Genomic DNA, 16,049 nt, shown 5'->3' with positions numbered 1-16,049 from the left:
TTATAAAAAGTACAAGTAATATTAATAAGTTAGTCTGGAATTTTGACCGCGCTAACTTCACCATCTCGGGTGTATAAAATTAATTTGTCACCAGCAACAACAGGCTCAACGAAGAAACCTGAGCTGTCAAAGTCTTCACGAGAAACAAGCTCACCTGTTTCTTTATTTAGCCAATGTAGGTTACCTTCTTGGTCGCCAAGGGCTATATAATTCCCTGCAATGGTTGGTCCTGTAAGGTACCAACCGCGCAGTGCTGGCTGACTCCAACGTTCAATGCCTGATGATTTATCTAAAGCATAAATTACGCCATCGCTATCGACAACGTAAATGTGTTGGCTATCCATAGATAAGTCACGATAGCTGCTGTACTCTCGTTTCCAGACAACATTACCAGAACGAATATCAACAGCTGCTAAGTTACCATTATAGGCGATAGCGTAAGCATATGGGCCACTAATTAATGCTTGTGTATCAACATCAACAAGACGCTCGAATTCAGAAGCCCCTTTTGGCGTTGCAATTTCAGCACTCCATGCAGAGTAGCCATTTTCTGAAATAAGCACGCTTAATCGGCCCGTTTCAAGGCCAAGTAGAACGCCACCATTTGCAACGGTTGGAGAGCTTTGCCCGCGTAACGTAAGAGGGGGTACTTCTTGTTCAAAGCGCCAACGCTCTTCACCGGTATCTGGGTGAACAGCTAATAGTTTACCTGAGCCTAAGTTAACGAACACCAGACCATCACCGGCGGCTGGTTTAGACAGTACTTCACCAGGCATGGTTTTACGCCAGGCAATTTCACCTGTTTCGCGATCAAGCGCGGTTAAGTAGCCGTGCTCAGAGCCAACAAAAATTTTGCCGTATGCTTGTAAAATACCGCCAGAAAGCTTCGCGCTTTCTGTACTTTCCCATGGCCAAAATGCTGGGTTTTCACGTACGTCTGTTTGCCATAGTGTATCGCCATTTTCAAGCGATAGGGCTTCAACTTCACCTTCACGGTTCGCTACATACACAACATCATTATGCACTGCAGGTGTCAGGCGAGAAAAGTAATGCTCTACACCATCACCGATTGATTCTTGCCAAATGATGTCTGTTTCAAATTGATTAACGATTTCTGGCAGCACTAATTCTTCTTCGTCATCACTTGACGAACACCCTGTTAGGGTTGCAATACACAGAGCAAGTGTAGCCGCTGTTAACTTCTTCATCTTAACCCCTTACGCCGCTGGGCTAGTTTGTGCTAAGTCATCAAGTTTAATTTGTAATAAAGGGTTATTCTCAAGACCCCCTTTGTCAGCAGCTGCTTGATACTGTGTACGTGCCTGAGCCTTATCACCTTGCGCAGAAAAAATATCACCTTTAAGTTCAGCGACAGTTGCTGCAAATGATTCAGGTAACTGCGAGTTTAAAGTAGCCAGCGCTTGGTCATATTGTTTTTGGGCAATATGAACACGTGCAAGACGTGTTGCAGCCGTTGCTTTTAACTCAGGGTTTTTCTCATTCGTGATGATCCAGTTAAGCTTTTCGCTTGCTGCATCAAGATCATTTTTTTCTACTGCTTCTTTTGCTGCAACAAATGCTGTTAGAGTACTGTAACTTGATTCGCTATTCTCATTGATAAACGTATCTGCTTTGTCTAACACTGCGCCGCTATCAACAAGTTTAGTGAAAGAGTCTGATGCTGTTTCAGCTGTTGTGATTTGGTTTTGGTTATACGCTTTCCAACCGTATAAACCACCTAAACCAGCAACAATACCAATAGCTAGTGCGACACCATTTTCACGGAAAAAGCGTTTAATCGCTTCTGCTTGTTGTTCTTCTGTTGAATAAATATCCATGCTTACCTCTGTTGCTCACTGGGCTTATATAAGCGCAGCAAGTAGCGTCTTCGCTTCTTCTAATTTTAGGGTGACTTGTTCTTTACGCTCTCGTAAGTACTTAATAGTCACAACGCCTTGTTCTAATTCATCTTCGCCGATAATTACCGCGACTAATGCATCGCTCTTATCTGCGCGTTTTAATTGCTTTTTAAAGTTGCCGCCGCCAGCGTGCACCATCACACGTAAGCCCGCAACATCTTTACGTAATTGAGCGGCAATAAGCGGTGCTTGAATACTGGCTTTATCGCCCATGGCTGCCAAATATACATCAGCACTACGGCGAATGTCACCAACGGATTCTAACGCTTGAAGTAACAGTACTAAGCGCTCAAGACCCATTGCAAAACCAACCGCTGGCGTGGCTTTACCACCAAGTTGTTCAACTAGGCCATCATAACGGCCACCGGCACAAACCGTTCCTTGTGCGCCTAGGCTATCTGTCACCCACTCAAAAACGGTGCGGTTGTAGTAGTCAAGGCCGCGCACGAGCTTTTCATTTACCGTGTATTCGACGCCTGCGGCGTCTAAACGTTCACATAAATTTTCAAAATGTTCTTTTGATTCAGCGTCTAAGTGCTCAGATAGCTTAGGAGCATCTGTTAAAATAGCTTGTACATCAGGGTTTTTACTATCTAGAACGCGTAATGGGTTAGTGTGCATACGACGCTTTGAGTCTTCATCGAGCACATCGACGTGTTGCTCTAAGTAAGCTACAAGTGCATCACGGTATTCAGCACGCGCTTCGTTAGAACCTAGTGAGTTAAGCTCAAGACGAACGTGCTCGCTGATACCAAATTCTTTCCATAATTGAGCTGTTAGCAAAATAACTTCTGCATCGATATCAGCAGTGGCGATGCCGAATGTTTCTAAGCCAAATTGGTGGAATTGACGGTAACGGCCTTTTTGTGGACGCTCGTGACGAAACATCGGGCCCATGTACCATAAACGTTGTTCTTGGTTGTACAGTAAACCATTTTGATTACCTGCACGCACACATACCGCAGTCCCTTCAGGGCGAAGAGTTAGGTTATCACCATTTCGGTCAGCAAAGGTGTACATTTCCTTTTCAACGATATCGGTTACTTCACCGATTGAACGCTTAAAAAGATCGGTCGACTCAACAATAGGAAAACGAATTTCTTGATAACCAAACGATGAAACTGTTTCACGTAAAATGTCTTCTACTTTCTGCCAAATTTGCGTATCGCCTGGCAGACAATCGTTCATACCACGCACTGCCTGAATTTGTTTTGCCACTGATAAATCCTAAATACTGTACTTGCGCAAAAATGTTCTGCGCATCAAGAAAACTGAAAAATTGACCCGTTATTATACCGTTTGGACGGTAAAGGTAAACGGCAAACCCAAGGGTTTGCCGACTATATGCTAATTATTCTACTATTTTGATGTCGATTGGCGTTTCTTTTTCTTTTTTAGCGATAAAGTCACGCACATACCCTTCAAGTTGCTCAACAATGTTGTCGTTATCGATACGTGCTTTTTGACGCTCACCGTTGATGTATAAACCTGAACGGCGATTTGCGCCTGCAAGACCAATATCGCTAACAAGTGCTTCGCCTGGGCCATTTACCACACAGCCAATAACTGACACTGACATGGGTTCAACAACGTCTTCTAAACGTTCTTCGAGCTGGTTCATGGTACTTACCACATCAAACTCTTGGCGTGAGCAGCTAGGGCAGGCAATGAAGTTAATGCCGCGTGAGCGAATGCGCAGTGATTTTAAAATATCAAAACCCACTTTAATTTCTTGCACGGGATCTGCAGCAAGGGAAACGCGTAATGTATCACCAATGCCTTCGGCAAGTAGCATTCCTAAACCAACGGCTGACTTAACAGAGCCAGAACGCATACCGCCTGCTTCAGTGATACCTAGGTGCAACGGTTGGTCAATTTCTTTCGCAAGTAATCGATACGCACCCACAGCTAAAAATACATCAGATGCTTTAACCGACACTTTAAATTGATCAAAGTCTAAACGTTGTAGAATTTCAACATGACGCATTGCTGATTCAAGCAAGGCTTCTGGTGTTGGTTCACCGTACTTTTCTTGTAAGTCACGCTCTAATGAGCCGCCATTTACACCAATACGAATTGGAATATTATGCTCGCGCGCAGAATCAACGACAGCACGAATACGCTCTTCGCTACCAATATTACCAGGATTGATACGTAAACAGTCAGCGCCATATTGTGCTACTTTTAGCGCAATTCGGTAGTCAAAATGAATATCCGTCACAAGTGGAATAGTCACTTGCTCTTTAATGCTTTTAAACGCTTCAGCAGCATCCATCGTTGGGACTGAAACACGAACAATATCGGCGCCTGCATCTTGAATAGCTTGGATTTGCGCCACAGTGGCATCAACATCAAGCGTATCAGTATTTGTCATTGACTGAACAGCAATCGGGGCGCCGTCACCAATCGGAACGTTACCTACATTGATACGTTTCGATTTTCTGCGTTTAATGGGAGATTCTGAAAACATTGTGGTTACTCTGATAACGGTAAAGTAAATTTAGCTAATCGATTTTTGGCAAAGTGCGAGGTGTCGATAGCTTCACCTTGGAAAGTAATATCAACAACTTGATGCTTGCCTAACACAATATTAAAAGGCTGTGCGCCAGTTACTGTCATCACATAGCCTGCCTTTTTTACACCAAAGGCTACACGATCGCCATTGCCGTCATGTATTTCGACCCAGCTATCTTCATTGAAGTTCATTACAATGGTGCTATGTTCAGGGTCATTTTTTTTCGTTTTTTCAATTGCGGTAGACACCGTAGGTTTTGACGGTTCCACAGTTTGTGTCGCAGGTGTTTCATCTAACGATGTGTTTTGCGGCTCAGATAAACCAGTTGTTTGCTCTGTATTCTGAACAGCTGCTGTCGTCTCTTCAGTCGGCCTCGCAGGCTCATTTTTTTCAAGCTGATTTGGCATGGCTGCATTCACTGGCTCTTCTAAGTTTGGTGCGCTATTTTGCCACCACCAAAATACGGATGAGCCAATGACTATTGCTAAAATAAAATAGCTGAATAGCATTAATCGACTGTCGTGCGCTTCTTTTTCTGTGCGACGAGAAAAGCTTTGCATGTTGGACTTTTTAGTTGGTTCAACATGTTCTGGTAAGAGAGTGAGAATCTCTTGGCAGTCTAGTTTTAGCTCTCGGCAATAGCTTTTTACATAGCCTTTTACAAAAGTAGCAGGGCCAAGAAGTGTGTGCTCGTCATTTTCTAAACGTTGTAATTGTAACACTGATAATTTCAATGCACCTGCAAGCTGCTCAAGGCTCATTCCCGCTTTTTCGCGGTGCTGTTTTAGTACTTGGCCGAGCGTTTCTTGCGGTTGTTCTGTATTTTTTTCTTCATTCATAATGCGTATGAGTCAGGGTCTACCAATAAGAGTCTATGTCCAGGTTCGAGGGCAACATCTGGACTTAATTTGTTCCAGCGCATTAATTGATCGATCAACACGCTGTGCTCAGTGGCAATGCCAAAAAGGGTATCACCGGTATTTATGTTGTGATAAATGTGCGGATCATTTAAATAGATTTTTGTGCCGTTTTGCACACGATCCGATTCCTTTAAGCCATTCCACTGCAAAATTTTCTGTAGTTTAACATTGTATCGCACCGAAATGCTAAACAGGTTTTCGCCGTTTTGAATAATATGATAAGGGATATTCAGCGCAGGTACACTTGGGTTCAGCATCGGTAAGTTTGTATGCTCGTTCGTTACACTAAAGTGCGTTTGGGTGGTGTTTTGAGTCTCTTTTGAGTTTGCACTAAACACGCTTTCATCTTTTTCTGCTTCGTAAAAAACAACCGTGCTCGCGTCATTACTTTTCGCTTGAGATTGCGCTGTTGTTTGCTGCTTGGTGGCAGGTTTTTTTGGCGCACCAAACGAGACAATAGTAATATCGTCACTCTGTGTTGCAACGGGAGCTGCTACTGTCGTGCTAGGTGAAGTTGTTACTTCAGTTGGCTCTTCTATTGTTGTTTTTTGGTTTACTGAATTATCGGTTGGCGTATTTTGAACAACCGCACTTTCAGCTTTTACAGCTGATGGTTGCGCTGCTGGTGCTGCTACTTTTGCTGCTATCACTTGTGGTTGCGAAGTTTTTGGCGGTGCTTTTTTCTTCACAATGCGTATTTTGGGTTGATCTTTACTGACAGCAAAGGTGTTGTTTGAGACCTGTAGCTCTTTGAGCTGTGATTGACGATACTTTTCGCGCAAAATTTCAAATTCAGTGCGTTTTAGTTGCTCCGATGAAATTGCTTTGGCCTCAGTTGAACCTGGGTACGTTTGTAAAATAATCCCTGCGGTGGTTTGGGCTTTTTCTATATGTCCCATGCGTTGCTGAATTAAATAACTTAGCATGAGCGCGCGTGGTGTCACTCTGCCGGTCGCTTCATATTTTTCGACGACCTCTTGTGCCTTATGCAAGTCGCTTTTTGCATAATATAAACCAGCAAGGCTGATCAGCGAAGAAGGGCGTTGTGAACTATGACTCAGGGCCGATTTTAAGTATTTTTCTGCATTTTCAAAGTCATCAAATTCAATAGCACACAAGGCTAAGTTTTCATAACTTTCTGCTACTCGGATGTAGCTCGGAATTGAAATAGCTTTAAGCAGTTCTTCGGCTGCGCGGTCATATTCACCAATACCGCACAAAAACACACCATAGTTATTTAATGTATTAGGATCATTAGGGTCAATGCGTAATGCTTGTTGATAAGCTTTGTCTGCAAGTTCAGGTTCATCAACCTGTTGATAATAATAAGCAAGAGAGTAATGAACTTCAGGGAGCTCAGGAGCAAAATCAGCAGCACGTTCTAGGTTATATTTTGCTTGCGAGTTATTGCCAGTTTTTAAATACTGTAGAGCAAGTGCTATACGTGTGCGTGCCGCACCTGTGTTGTTGATTTTGTTCTCTACAACCGGTTTGTTACTGCCGTTATAGCTGTTTTCTGTGACACATCCTGTTAATGCTAAAGTACTAACAGTTATGGCAAGTAAAGATCGCATTACCTAATCTCTTGTTTGATTCCGTATGCCTATCTTACCGAAAAGCCTTTGTGTTGCATCTATTATTTTAAAAATAACAGGCTTGCTACAAAGGCTTATCTTTTATTTTCGTGTTTATGCTTGGTGAATGTTCACCGAAATTGCATTGTCTTCACGCATTTTCTTTTTCGCTAGGCGTTTGGTGCGGTCAACAACATCACCTACTAACTGACCACATGCTGCATCAATGTCATCACCGCGAGTACGACGAACAATACAGGTAATACCTGCAGCTTGTAATACTTTAGAGAAACGGTCTATGCGGCTATTGCTCGAACGGCCATATTCATTACCTGGGAATGGGTTAAATGGAATCAGGTTTACTTTCGATGGTGTGCCTTTGAGTGTTTTAACTAGTTCATGGGCTTGATCTGTGCTGTCGTTGACACCTTGCAGCATGACGTACTCAATTGTCACGTCTTTGTTTGCTTTAGAGCCATCAATATAACGACGACACGCCGCTAAAAACTCTTCAATTGGGTACTTTTTATTAATTGGTACAAGTACATCACGCAGCTCATTGTTTGGCGCATGGAGTGAAATAGCGAGTGCGACGTCGATCTTCTCTTTTAATAAATCAAGCGCAGGCACCACACCTGATGTACTTAATGTTACACGGCGTTTTGACAGGCCAAAACCCCAATCATCCATCATCAGCTCCATCGCTGGCACAACGTTTTTAAGATTAAGCAATGGCTCACCCATGCCCATCATTACAACGTTAGTTACAGGGCGTTTAGTACTGTCGCCATCTAAACCGATGTCTTTGGCGACACGCCAAACTTGACCAATGATTTCAGACACCGCTAAGTTACGGTTGAAGCCTTGTTGTGCTGTTGAGCAGAATGTACATTCAAGCGCACAACCAACTTGTGATGAAACACATAAAGTTGCACGATCTTTTTCTGGGATCCACACAGCTTCAACTTCTTGGCCGCCTTGTAGCAAAAGAGCATATTTGATGGTGCCATCACTTGCTACTTGTTTAACTGAGATCTCAGGAGCGACAATTTCACACTCAGCTTTAAGCTTCTCTTTCAGCTTTTTGTTGACGTTCGTCATGTCGTCAAAATTGTCTACACCAAAATGATAAATCCATTTCATCACCTGATCGCCACGAAATGGCTTTTCACCGAACGATACAAATAGCTCGCGCATTGCATCTCGGTTTAAATCTAATAAGTTAATCTTTTTTTCAGTGGCCATGAAACAACCTCAATCAGTGACGGTGATGGTATTAATAATTTGGGTGCGCGATTGTATATTATTTAATCGCTTTAGTCATTAGCTAAACAGATTTATAACAGGCTTAGCTAATGACTAAAAAAGGGCCCGAAAGCCCTTTTTCTTCTGCATCACAGACTTAGCTGTGAACTCGAAATTAACGAGTACGTGGGCAGATTTCTTCGTCAGCGAAGAAGTATGCGATTTCACGTGCAGCTGATTCAACAGCGTCTGAACCGTGAACAGCGTTTTCGTCGATGCTGTCTGCGTAGTCAGCACGTAATGTACCAGCTAGTGCTTCAGCAGGGTTAGTAGCACCCATGATTTCACGGTTTTTAAGAACTGCGTTCTCACCTTCAAGAACAGTAACCATTACTGGACCAGATGTCATGAACTCAACTAAAGCACCGAAGAAAGGACGCTCGCTGTGCTCAGCGTAGAAACCTTCAGCTTTTTCTTTTGAAAGGTGAACCATTTTAGCTGCAACGATTTTAAGACCCGCAGTTTCGAAACGGTTGTAGATAGCACCGATGTGGTTTTTAGCAACTGCATCAGGTTTTACGATTGAAAAAGTACGCTCTAAAGCCATCTTTATGCTCCAATAATTTTAAATTTAAAAGGTTAAATATTAACGGCCGCGAATTATACGCGCTTTACGTTAAAATTCCTAATTTTATTAAATAGTGCATCCATGTCATTTTCATGACCTTACCTGAGGGATTATTGCTGGTCAGTTTTTATTTGATGATTCAGCGCGGTTTGTGGGCTAATTTTAACTTAGGAATTTACATTACTATTGAGGGGAAAGTACACATGTAGCGGCTTTTCTATTTGTGCATATTGTAAACTCAAAAATCAATTATCTTGGGCACTTAGTTGAGTTTGAACAAAAAAGCGGATCTTACAGTCAGTCGTCTTTTATAGACTCATTGCAACCTTGCTGAGTTATCGCCAATTATGATCTAGATCAATAAAAAAAATAGGCAGATTATTATACTCCCGCGCTCAATTATTCTATTAATTCATGCAACCGACTTGTACTCGGTTCGATGTGTGGAGCTTTCATGTCGTCACCTATTTTGACCCCTCGTCCTTTTACGCCTGAGTTGTTATCACCTGCGGGTAGTTTAAAGAATATGCGTTATGCCTTCGCCTATGGTGCAGATGCTGTTTATGCAGGTCAGCCTCGTTATAGCCTTCGTGTTCGTAACAATGAGTTTGACCTAGATAATCTACAAATAGGTATCAATGAAGCGCACGCACAAAATAAAAAATTGTATGTGGTGTCGAACATTGCTCCTCACAATGCCAAGGTAAAATCCTACTTACGCGATATTGAGCCTGTTATTGCTATGCAACCTGATGCGCTAATTATGTCTGATCCTGGGCTTATTATGCTGGTTCGTGAAAAATGGCCTGATATGCCAATTCACTTATCTGTGCAGGCTAATGCGGTGAACTATGCCACAGTTAACTTTTGGGCAAAGCAAGGTATTGAACGAGTCATTTTATCGCGCGAATTATCGCTTGAAGAAATCGCTGAAATTCGCCAGCTATGCCCGAATACAGAACTTGAAGTGTTTGTTCATGGTGCGCTCTGTATGGCATATTCTGGTCGTTGTTTGTTATCGGGTTATATTAATAAACGGGATCCAAACCAAGGAACGTGTACCAATGCATGTCGTTGGAATTACGATGTAAAACCAGGCACCGAGAATGAAACCGGTGAAATGGTACATAAAATCGACCCTAAAGCGGTGATCCCAACACTGGGAGATGGCGCACCCAGTAACGAAGTATTTATGCTGGAAGAGCAAGGCCGACCAGGTGAATACATGCCTGCTTTTGAAGACGAGCATGGTACTTACATTATGAACTCAAAAGACCTACGTGCAGTTCAATATGTTGATCAGCTTACTAAAATGGGCGTGCATAGTTTAAAAATTGAAGGCCGTACTAAGTCTTTCTATTATGTTGCACGTACTGCGCAAGTGTACCGTAAAGCGATTGATGATGCGGTTGCAGGCCGTCCATTTGATGCGAACTTATTTAAAACCCTCGAAAACTTAGCACACCGCGGTTATACCGAAGGGTTTTTAAAGCGCCATGCGCACCAAGACTATCAAAATTATGAGTACGGTCATTCGGTATCTGATAAGCAGCAGTTTGTTGGTGAAGTATTAGGTCGCAACAGTAATGGCTTAGTTGAAATTGATGTGAAAAATAAATTCTGTACTGGTCATTCACTTGAACTAATGACGCCAAAAGGCAATATTAATTTTAACCTTGAGTTCATGGAAAATAAAAAAGGCGAGGCTATCAGTGATGCAAAAGGCTCGGGTCATATTGTAAAAATTCCTTTGCCAGAAGACATCGACTTAGACCACGCTATTTTGATGCGTAACCTTGATGCCGACCAAGATACCCGTAACCCATTCAATAAAGCTTAACAACAAGATGCGTTAGGTCATACTTAGCGCATTTTATTCACCTTTTTTGCTATTTCACTGTCTCTAATAATTATTTTTACTATCCTTTTTATAAGGCAACTAACAAATTTAATTAAAAGTTATGGTGAAATTTTTAGTCCATAAATCCCATCATCGAGAGCTTTTACACACGCTGCCATATATTGTTGCGGGTATTGTTTTGATTGCCGTTGTATTGCTATTAGAGTGGTTTGGTTTAATTGCTGAAATAACGTTTTATGTTGCTATGCACACCAGCGTAGAGCTGTTTTCGGTTGTCATCTCGTTTTTGATTTTTGCCATTGGTTGGAATACTTGGCATTTTACTAAAAATTATCAGTTGCTGTTGCTTGCATGCACAATGTTGTGTGTTGCTATTTTCGACTCCTTGCACTTTTTAGCTTATGACAATATGCATGAAAGTGAAGAGCAAATGAGTTTAGTGCTGAATTTTTGGTTAATTGCACGACTTTTTAATGCCGCAGCATTTCTAATTATCGCGATGGGGATCTGGTTTAAATATAAGCCTCTTAATGCCAATATATTATTAATTTCATTACTGTTCTTCAGTTTCTGTATTGCTAGTATAATGTTCTATTCGCCCCCATGGTTATCAGCTATATACATTCAAGGAAAAGGGGCAAGCCACGTAAAATTTATCATAGAGCTGAGTGTATTAGTCCTTTATACCAGTGCAGCTTTTATGTTCGCCTCTCAGTTAAGCAAGCCTAGAGCAAATTTGAACATAGCAGACAGAACCCTTGTATGCGTAATCGCTATTTTGAGCGAAACATGTTTTGTAGTATTTAATGACACCTCACACACGACCAATATCTTTAACTTTTTTGGTCACGTTTATAAAGGGTTAACTTATTTCTTACTCTATAAAATTCTCTTTGTAGAAACCGTTATTAAGCCCTATGCGGCACTTGAAAACTCAACTAAGCAATTATCAGCAACGCTGACTGCATTACCCGATTCAGTATTCGAGCTTGAAGAAAATGGCACATTTCGTGAGGTTTTTAGTGATAATTCTGATAATCATATCTTCATTAAAAGTATAGTAGGGAAGAGCATCTTAGAGTTATTTTCAGATTCAGATGCGCAAGAGTTTATAAAAGGTTTAAAAGAGTCAAAACGTTCGGGGGTGTGTTTGTTGAATCCATTACCTATTGCATTTAACGGACGTGTGATTCATTTTGAGTTTTCTATTACATTATTTGAATATGATAATAATGGCCCTACCTATTTAGTGAATGCTCGCGATGTATCTGAAAAAGTTGGCCGCGTAGCTGCACTGATACAACAGAGTAAGTTTAATCGAGGTCTGTTACATTTGACCGAAATCTCTTTTCAAGATGACCAAGATGTATTGCTAAATTATGCCGTCGAGCATGCACGTGCGATAACAAACTGTGATGGTGCTGCGCTGTTTATCTGTAATGAACAAAAGCAACTTACCTATAGAGCTGAACATGGTTCTACATTTGCCGTGTGTACCGAAAAATTACAAGCAAAAGTAGCCGTTGGTGAAGCGGTTATTGTTAATCGTAAACAAGCAAAAGAATTTGGTTTACCGAGTGATTCAAATTCTTTATTAGTTGTGCCAATTCTTCGCTATGGAAAATGTCATATGGCTATCATTTTGCAACATATCGAAAAAGTGTTCACAGTGCATGACAAAAACATGCTTACAGTATGGGCTGAGTCTGTTTGGCAGTGGTTTAATAAAATAAACCTAAATAAACGCATGCATATTCTGTCACAAGCGGTTGAGCAAAACCCACACCCCATTATGTTTACCAATACAGATGCCAAAATTGAGTATATGAACCGTGCTTATTTAGACATGTGCCAGTATGACTACGATGAGCTAATAGGACAAAGCCCTCAAACAATAAGTGCAGGGCTAACAGAATCTTCTGTTTATGAAGAAATGTGGCAGCAACTCAAAAATAAACAAGCTTGGGTAGGGGCGTTAGTTAATATGACGAAGCATGGCAAAACCCTTGTTGAGCAAACAACAATTTACCCAATTTTAGATAAACAAGGCAAGGTGAGCAATTACATATCATTTCAACACGATATGACTAAAGAAGTTGAGAGTGAAACACGCATTCATCAACTTTCCTATTTTGACCAACTAACTGGACTGGCAAATCAAGACAGATTAAAAATGGAATTTGAAGGAATTGCCAAGCCACACGAAGATTCGAAAGCTGCGTTCATATTGATTGGTTTAGATAACTTTAAAATACTAAACAAAGCAATGGGGATAGCTCATTGTAACCTTGTTTTGCAAAAGTTAAGTGCCAGAATTCGTAGCTTTTTAGGGGAGCATATAATGGTGGCGCGTTTACAAAGCGATCGTTTTGCGTTTATTACTCCCTATACATCAACAGGCGCCATAAATAAAAGCACACAAGAATTATTAAGGGTGATAAGCGAGCCGTTATTGGTCAATGATGAGTTAATTGTTGTTACGGCCTCTATTGGTATTGCTTTATATCCTATTGATGGCAAAGAGTTTGAGCCGTTATTGCAAATGGCCGAGTCAGCAATGTTCGAAGTTAAAAAGCTAGGTCGTAATAATACGCTATTTTACGCTGAGGAGATGAATAAGTCTGGACTGCGACAGCTACAGATTATAAATGCGCTTAATTATGCGATTGAACATAATGAGTTTTCGTTGGTATTTCAGCCACAGATCGAACTTGCAACGGGTATAACCGTTGCCACAGAAGTGTTACTTCGTTGGCACTCAGAAATACTGGGTGATGTATCACCCGCCGAATTTATTCCTATTGCTGAAAGTTGCGGGCGCATCAGTGAAATTGATGACTGGGTATTTGAAAATGCCGTTAAAACTGTTCGTCAATGGCAAGAAAGTGATATGCCAAAACTGACGTTTGCGATTAACTTATCGGCGACTAAATTCATTAAAAAGCATTTGCTTAGTGATTTAATTGCGGTTTTACAAACACATTCCGTTAACCCTGAATGTATCGAGCTTGAGTTGACCGAGACCATTGCCATTGGTAATCCCAAATTTGCATTAAACACCATTTCTAAATTACGTGAGGCCGGCTTTAAAATGTCGATTGATGATTTTGGCACAGGCTATTCGTCGATGAATTATTTAAAAGACTTTTCACTCGATAAGCTCAAAATAGATAAATCGTTTATTGATGATTTAGAAAACCCCAGCGATGCAGACAAAGCAATCGTTAAAGCCATGATTGATTTAGCCAGCGCGTTAAATATGGAGTCAATTGCCGAAGGGGTCGAGACCCTGCAGCAGGTGAAAATACTTAAGGAACTCGCGTGTTCACAAGTACAAGGTTATTATTTTAGTAAACCACTTCCGCTCGATGCGCTTTATCGATTTATTCAATCTTCAAGCAGTGTTACTTGAAATTATATCTGCGGCAATTAAGCCCTTGCTAAATGGATATACTTTTATCTCAGACGGCGATAAAGTGGCTATTCATAGGCAGTCTTAGCACAGTACATCTAAGAGAGTGAAGACCTCATTCAGGCTGCTATTTTAAGTAATTTATCTTCAGACACTTTATCATTTGCAGCTAATGACCACATTATTTGGGGGACGCACGAAAAGTTAGGTTATCTGTTTATTGATAGTTTTAACGACTATACCGAAGGGAATAAGCACCCTTAAGCACTTGCTTTACTGCACAGTACAATGAAGCAAGTTATCGCTGATTTCGAATTAACAGATGGTGTGATTATTGATTTTAGATTTAACGGTGGCGGCTATACTTATTTGGCAAAAGTACTCGCTGAGTATTTTATTGCCAGCCCACAAACGGGCTACATTAAAAGTACTCGTTACGGAAATCAGTTTGCCCCTGAGCAGTTTGTAACACTCACACCCGCAGCACACAATTATGGTAACCCGTTGTAGTGCTGATAAGTAACACAACGGCTTCTGCTGCTGAGCTTGCAACTTTGATGCTTAGTACATCAGAAAAAGTGACATTAATAGGAGAGGCAACGCAAGGAATGTTATCGGGTAGTTTAATTAAATCGTTACCGAATGGTTTTATCTTTGGGCTTTCTAACATGAAACAATTATCAAATCAGCGCGTGTTATACGAGCAAACAGGTATCCCACCGATGATTCAAACGTCATTTTTTAACCTGTAAGATCGCGTAAATGGAACTGATAAAGGTTTTGACGCAGCTGTAGAATGGCTTCTCTCTCAAGGCTAGCGCTTATCATTAGAATACATTGAGTCGCTTCTCAATGTATTCTAATTTATTGGGATGAGTAAACAGGTAAACAACTCATTTTTGGACAGAAATGAGTTTGAGTATTTATTCGGTGACGCCCAATTAAGGTGTGAGCAACGCTACCCCGAAACCGAACCATACCACCTTAAACGCAAAACCCAACGATGGAATGAAAAGTGCCAAGCCTTGGGAATCACTCTTAAATTGCTTGTTAGGTTTATAGCGTTTCCATCAATTTATCACGACAACCTTCTACAAAACCACCCCATACGCTGTGATCGATTTCTCCAAAGTAGTAAATAGTATGCCCCATAGAAAATTGCTTACCTAGGTGTTTAACCATTATGTCGAATAGATTTTGTTCTCTTGCGATGGCTGTATATCGAACATCACGGATATGACTAAGATCTCTGCCAACCCAATTTTTCTTGAACTTATAATCCCCAGTAACTTCACCAACTGCTAAAAGTTTTTTATTGCCTTTTCGGATTAGGACTTTATCACCAGTTTTTATTTCATTTGCTATTTTATTTAACGCATAAATTGCTTTATTGCGATTGTCATTATCCGCCCAATCCTCACCAGAGTATGCGAGATCATAGCCTTGTCCAATTTCCTGTTCGCTTTTTGCTAATACATGGTGGTAACCATCTACGCTAGCCCAACCAGTACCGATAATACCCGTATCAAAACAAAAATCTGAGTAATCTTTATCACCAGGAGCCAATACTAAAACCCAAACATCATGCTTCATAGTTTACCTTATTTTTACCGATATATTTAAAAAAACTAACATTTTAGTATTTATGCGACACGCAGTTTGTGTTGTAGTGTAGCTTGTTGGACTGAGCCGCTACCTGCTCGGTGTGTCAGAGTTGGTGTTGTTTATGCTATGGGAATTTGTTTTTTCTGGCCTAAGCGATATCAAGCCAACGCTAAGCTATCCCTGCGTTACTCAGTCATTATTATGCTTCCATTACACCTAAGTTTGGCTAGATAAGCAACTATATTTTTACACGCACAAAGCAGTCGTTAGAGCATTTACCCTGACTTATTTTGGGACAGAAACGAGTTACCTCCTAATAAATGTTGCAGTCACTAAAAATTTGTTTAGCTACTATAAACTTCCCAACTCC

At 41.0% G+C, this 16,049-nt stretch carries 13 protein-coding genes; 4 read left to right on the top strand and 9 right to left on the bottom strand.

Going from position 1 to position 16,049, the window contains the following annotated elements; all coding sequences use genetic code 11:
• Positions 1 to 29 precede the first annotated feature (29 nt).
• The 8 genes from bamB to ndk form a co-directional block, all read right to left on the bottom strand.
• The gene (gene bamB, locus L3Q70_RS20030) at positions 30 to 1,208 is read right to left on the bottom strand and encodes an outer membrane protein assembly factor BamB (protein ID WP_062567711.1); all 1,179 of its coding nucleotides are present in this window, start codon (positions 1,206 to 1,208) and stop codon (positions 30 to 32) included.
• A 9-nt stretch (positions 1,209 to 1,217) separates the two neighbouring features.
• Positions 1,218 to 1,838, bottom strand: a complete 621-nt coding sequence (locus tag L3Q70_RS20025) for a tetratricopeptide repeat protein (protein ID WP_062567710.1) — start codon at positions 1,836 to 1,838, stop codon at positions 1,218 to 1,220.
• Positions 1,839 to 1,862: 24 nt separating this feature from the next.
• Positions 1,863 to 3,137 carry a histidine--tRNA ligase gene (gene hisS / locus L3Q70_RS20020; protein WP_062567709.1) on the bottom strand — a complete coding sequence of 425 codons (1,275 nt, stop codon included), beginning with the start codon at positions 3,135 to 3,137 and terminating at the stop codon, positions 1,863 to 1,865.
• A gap of 133 nt (positions 3,138 to 3,270) precedes the next feature.
• On the bottom strand, positions 3,271 to 4,389 hold the full coding sequence (gene ispG / locus L3Q70_RS20015; protein ID WP_062567708.1) for a flavodoxin-dependent (E)-4-hydroxy-3-methylbut-2-enyl-diphosphate synthase: 1,119 nt from the start codon (positions 4,387 to 4,389) through the stop codon (positions 3,271 to 3,273).
• Between the two features lie 5 nt (positions 4,390 to 4,394).
• On the bottom strand, positions 4,395 to 5,273 hold the full coding sequence (locus L3Q70_RS20010; protein ID WP_062567707.1) for a RodZ domain-containing protein: 879 nt from the start codon (positions 5,271 to 5,273) through the stop codon (positions 4,395 to 4,397).
• The gene (gene pilW / locus L3Q70_RS20005; protein WP_062567706.1) at positions 5,270 to 6,928 is read right to left on the bottom strand and encodes a type IV pilus biogenesis/stability protein PilW; all 1,659 of its coding nucleotides are present in this window, start codon (positions 6,926 to 6,928) and stop codon (positions 5,270 to 5,272) included. The genes L3Q70_RS20010 and pilW overlap by 4 nt, the downstream gene beginning before the upstream one ends.
• Positions 6,929 to 7,042: 114 nt before the next feature.
• Positions 7,043 to 8,173: a bifunctional tRNA (adenosine(37)-C2)-methyltransferase TrmG/ribosomal RNA large subunit methyltransferase RlmN gene (locus tag L3Q70_RS20000; protein ID WP_062567705.1), complete on the bottom strand. Its 1,131-nt coding sequence runs from the start codon at positions 8,171 to 8,173 to the stop codon at positions 7,043 to 7,045.
• 175 nt (positions 8,174 to 8,348) lie between these two features.
• Positions 8,349 to 8,780 (bottom strand): nucleoside-diphosphate kinase, encoded by a 432-nt coding sequence (gene ndk / locus L3Q70_RS19995; protein WP_036972405.1) that lies wholly within the window; start codon positions 8,778 to 8,780, stop codon positions 8,349 to 8,351.
• A gap of 475 nt (positions 8,781 to 9,255) precedes the next feature.
• Between ndk and yegQ the strand changes: the two genes are divergently transcribed.
• The 4 genes from yegQ to L3Q70_RS20360 all read left to right on the top strand — a co-directional run bounded on the left by yegQ (position 9,256) and on the right by L3Q70_RS20360 (position 14,826).
• The gene (yegQ, locus tag L3Q70_RS19990) at positions 9,256 to 10,641 is read left to right on the top strand and encodes a tRNA 5-hydroxyuridine modification protein YegQ (RefSeq protein ID WP_062567704.1); all 1,386 of its coding nucleotides are present in this window, start codon (positions 9,256 to 9,258) and stop codon (positions 10,639 to 10,641) included.
• Positions 10,642 to 10,762: 121 nt separating this feature from the next.
• A complete protein-coding gene (locus tag L3Q70_RS19985; protein WP_237115450.1) occupies positions 10,763 to 14,074 on the top strand; it encodes an EAL domain-containing protein in 3,312 nt (1,103 codons plus the stop codon).
• 288 nt (positions 14,075 to 14,362) lie between these two features.
• Positions 14,363 to 14,584, top strand: a complete 222-nt coding sequence (locus tag L3Q70_RS20365) for a S41 family peptidase (RefSeq protein ID WP_062567702.1) — start codon at positions 14,363 to 14,365, stop codon at positions 14,582 to 14,584.
• Positions 14,584 to 14,826 carry a S41 family peptidase gene (locus tag L3Q70_RS20360; RefSeq protein WP_062567701.1) on the top strand — a complete coding sequence of 81 codons (243 nt, stop codon included), beginning with the start codon at positions 14,584 to 14,586 and terminating at the stop codon, positions 14,824 to 14,826. The genes L3Q70_RS20365 and L3Q70_RS20360 overlap by 1 nt, the downstream gene beginning before the upstream one ends.
• Positions 14,827 to 15,130: 304 nt before the next feature.
• Here L3Q70_RS20360 and L3Q70_RS19975 read toward each other — a convergent pair whose 3' ends face one another.
• On the bottom strand, positions 15,131 to 15,667 hold the full coding sequence (locus L3Q70_RS19975) for a hypothetical protein (protein ID WP_062567700.1): 537 nt from the start codon (positions 15,665 to 15,667) through the stop codon (positions 15,131 to 15,133).
• Between the last annotated feature and the right edge of the window lie 382 nt (positions 15,668 to 16,049).

The organism is Pseudoalteromonas sp. CF6-2, assembly GCF_021729425.1.
Classification (GTDB): domain Bacteria; phylum Pseudomonadota; class Gammaproteobacteria; order Enterobacterales; family Alteromonadaceae; genus Pseudoalteromonas; species Pseudoalteromonas arabiensis.
Note: the sequence above shows the minus strand (reverse complement) of the source record. Positions and strands in the feature narration are given on the sequence as shown.

Excerpts from the sequence above, each read along its gene's own strand:
- bamB (WP_062567711.1), bottom strand. The coding sequence starts at position 1,208 with ATGAAGAAGTTAACAGCGGCTACACTTGCTCTGTGTATTGCAACCCTA.
- L3Q70_RS20025 (WP_062567710.1), bottom strand. The coding sequence starts at position 1,838 with ATGGATATTTATTCAACAGAAGAACAACAAGCAGAAGCGATTAAACGC.
- ispG (WP_062567708.1), bottom strand. The coding sequence starts at position 4,389 with ATGTTTTCAGAATCTCCCATTAAACGCAGAAAATCGAAACGTATCAAT.
- L3Q70_RS20010 (WP_062567707.1), bottom strand. The coding sequence starts at position 5,273 with ATGAATGAAGAAAAAAATACAGAACAACCGCAAGAAACGCTCGGCCAA.
- pilW (WP_062567706.1), bottom strand. The coding sequence starts at position 6,928 with ATGCGATCTTTACTTGCCATAACTGTTAGTACTTTAGCATTAACAGGA.
- L3Q70_RS20000 (WP_062567705.1), bottom strand. The coding sequence starts at position 8,173 with ATGGCCACTGAAAAAAAGATTAACTTATTAGATTTAAACCGAGATGCA.
- ndk (WP_036972405.1), bottom strand. The coding sequence starts at position 8,780 with ATGGCTTTAGAGCGTACTTTTTCAATCGTAAAACCTGATGCAGTTGCT.
- yegQ (WP_062567704.1), top strand. The coding sequence starts at position 9,256 with ATGTCGTCACCTATTTTGACCCCTCGTCCTTTTACGCCTGAGTTGTTA.
- L3Q70_RS19985 (WP_237115450.1), top strand. The coding sequence starts at position 10,763 with ATGGTGAAATTTTTAGTCCATAAATCCCATCATCGAGAGCTTTTACAC.
- L3Q70_RS20365 (WP_062567702.1), top strand. The coding sequence starts at position 14,363 with ATGAAGCAAGTTATCGCTGATTTCGAATTAACAGATGGTGTGATTATT.
- L3Q70_RS19975 (WP_062567700.1), bottom strand. The coding sequence starts at position 15,667 with ATGAAGCATGATGTTTGGGTTTTAGTATTGGCTCCTGGTGATAAAGAT.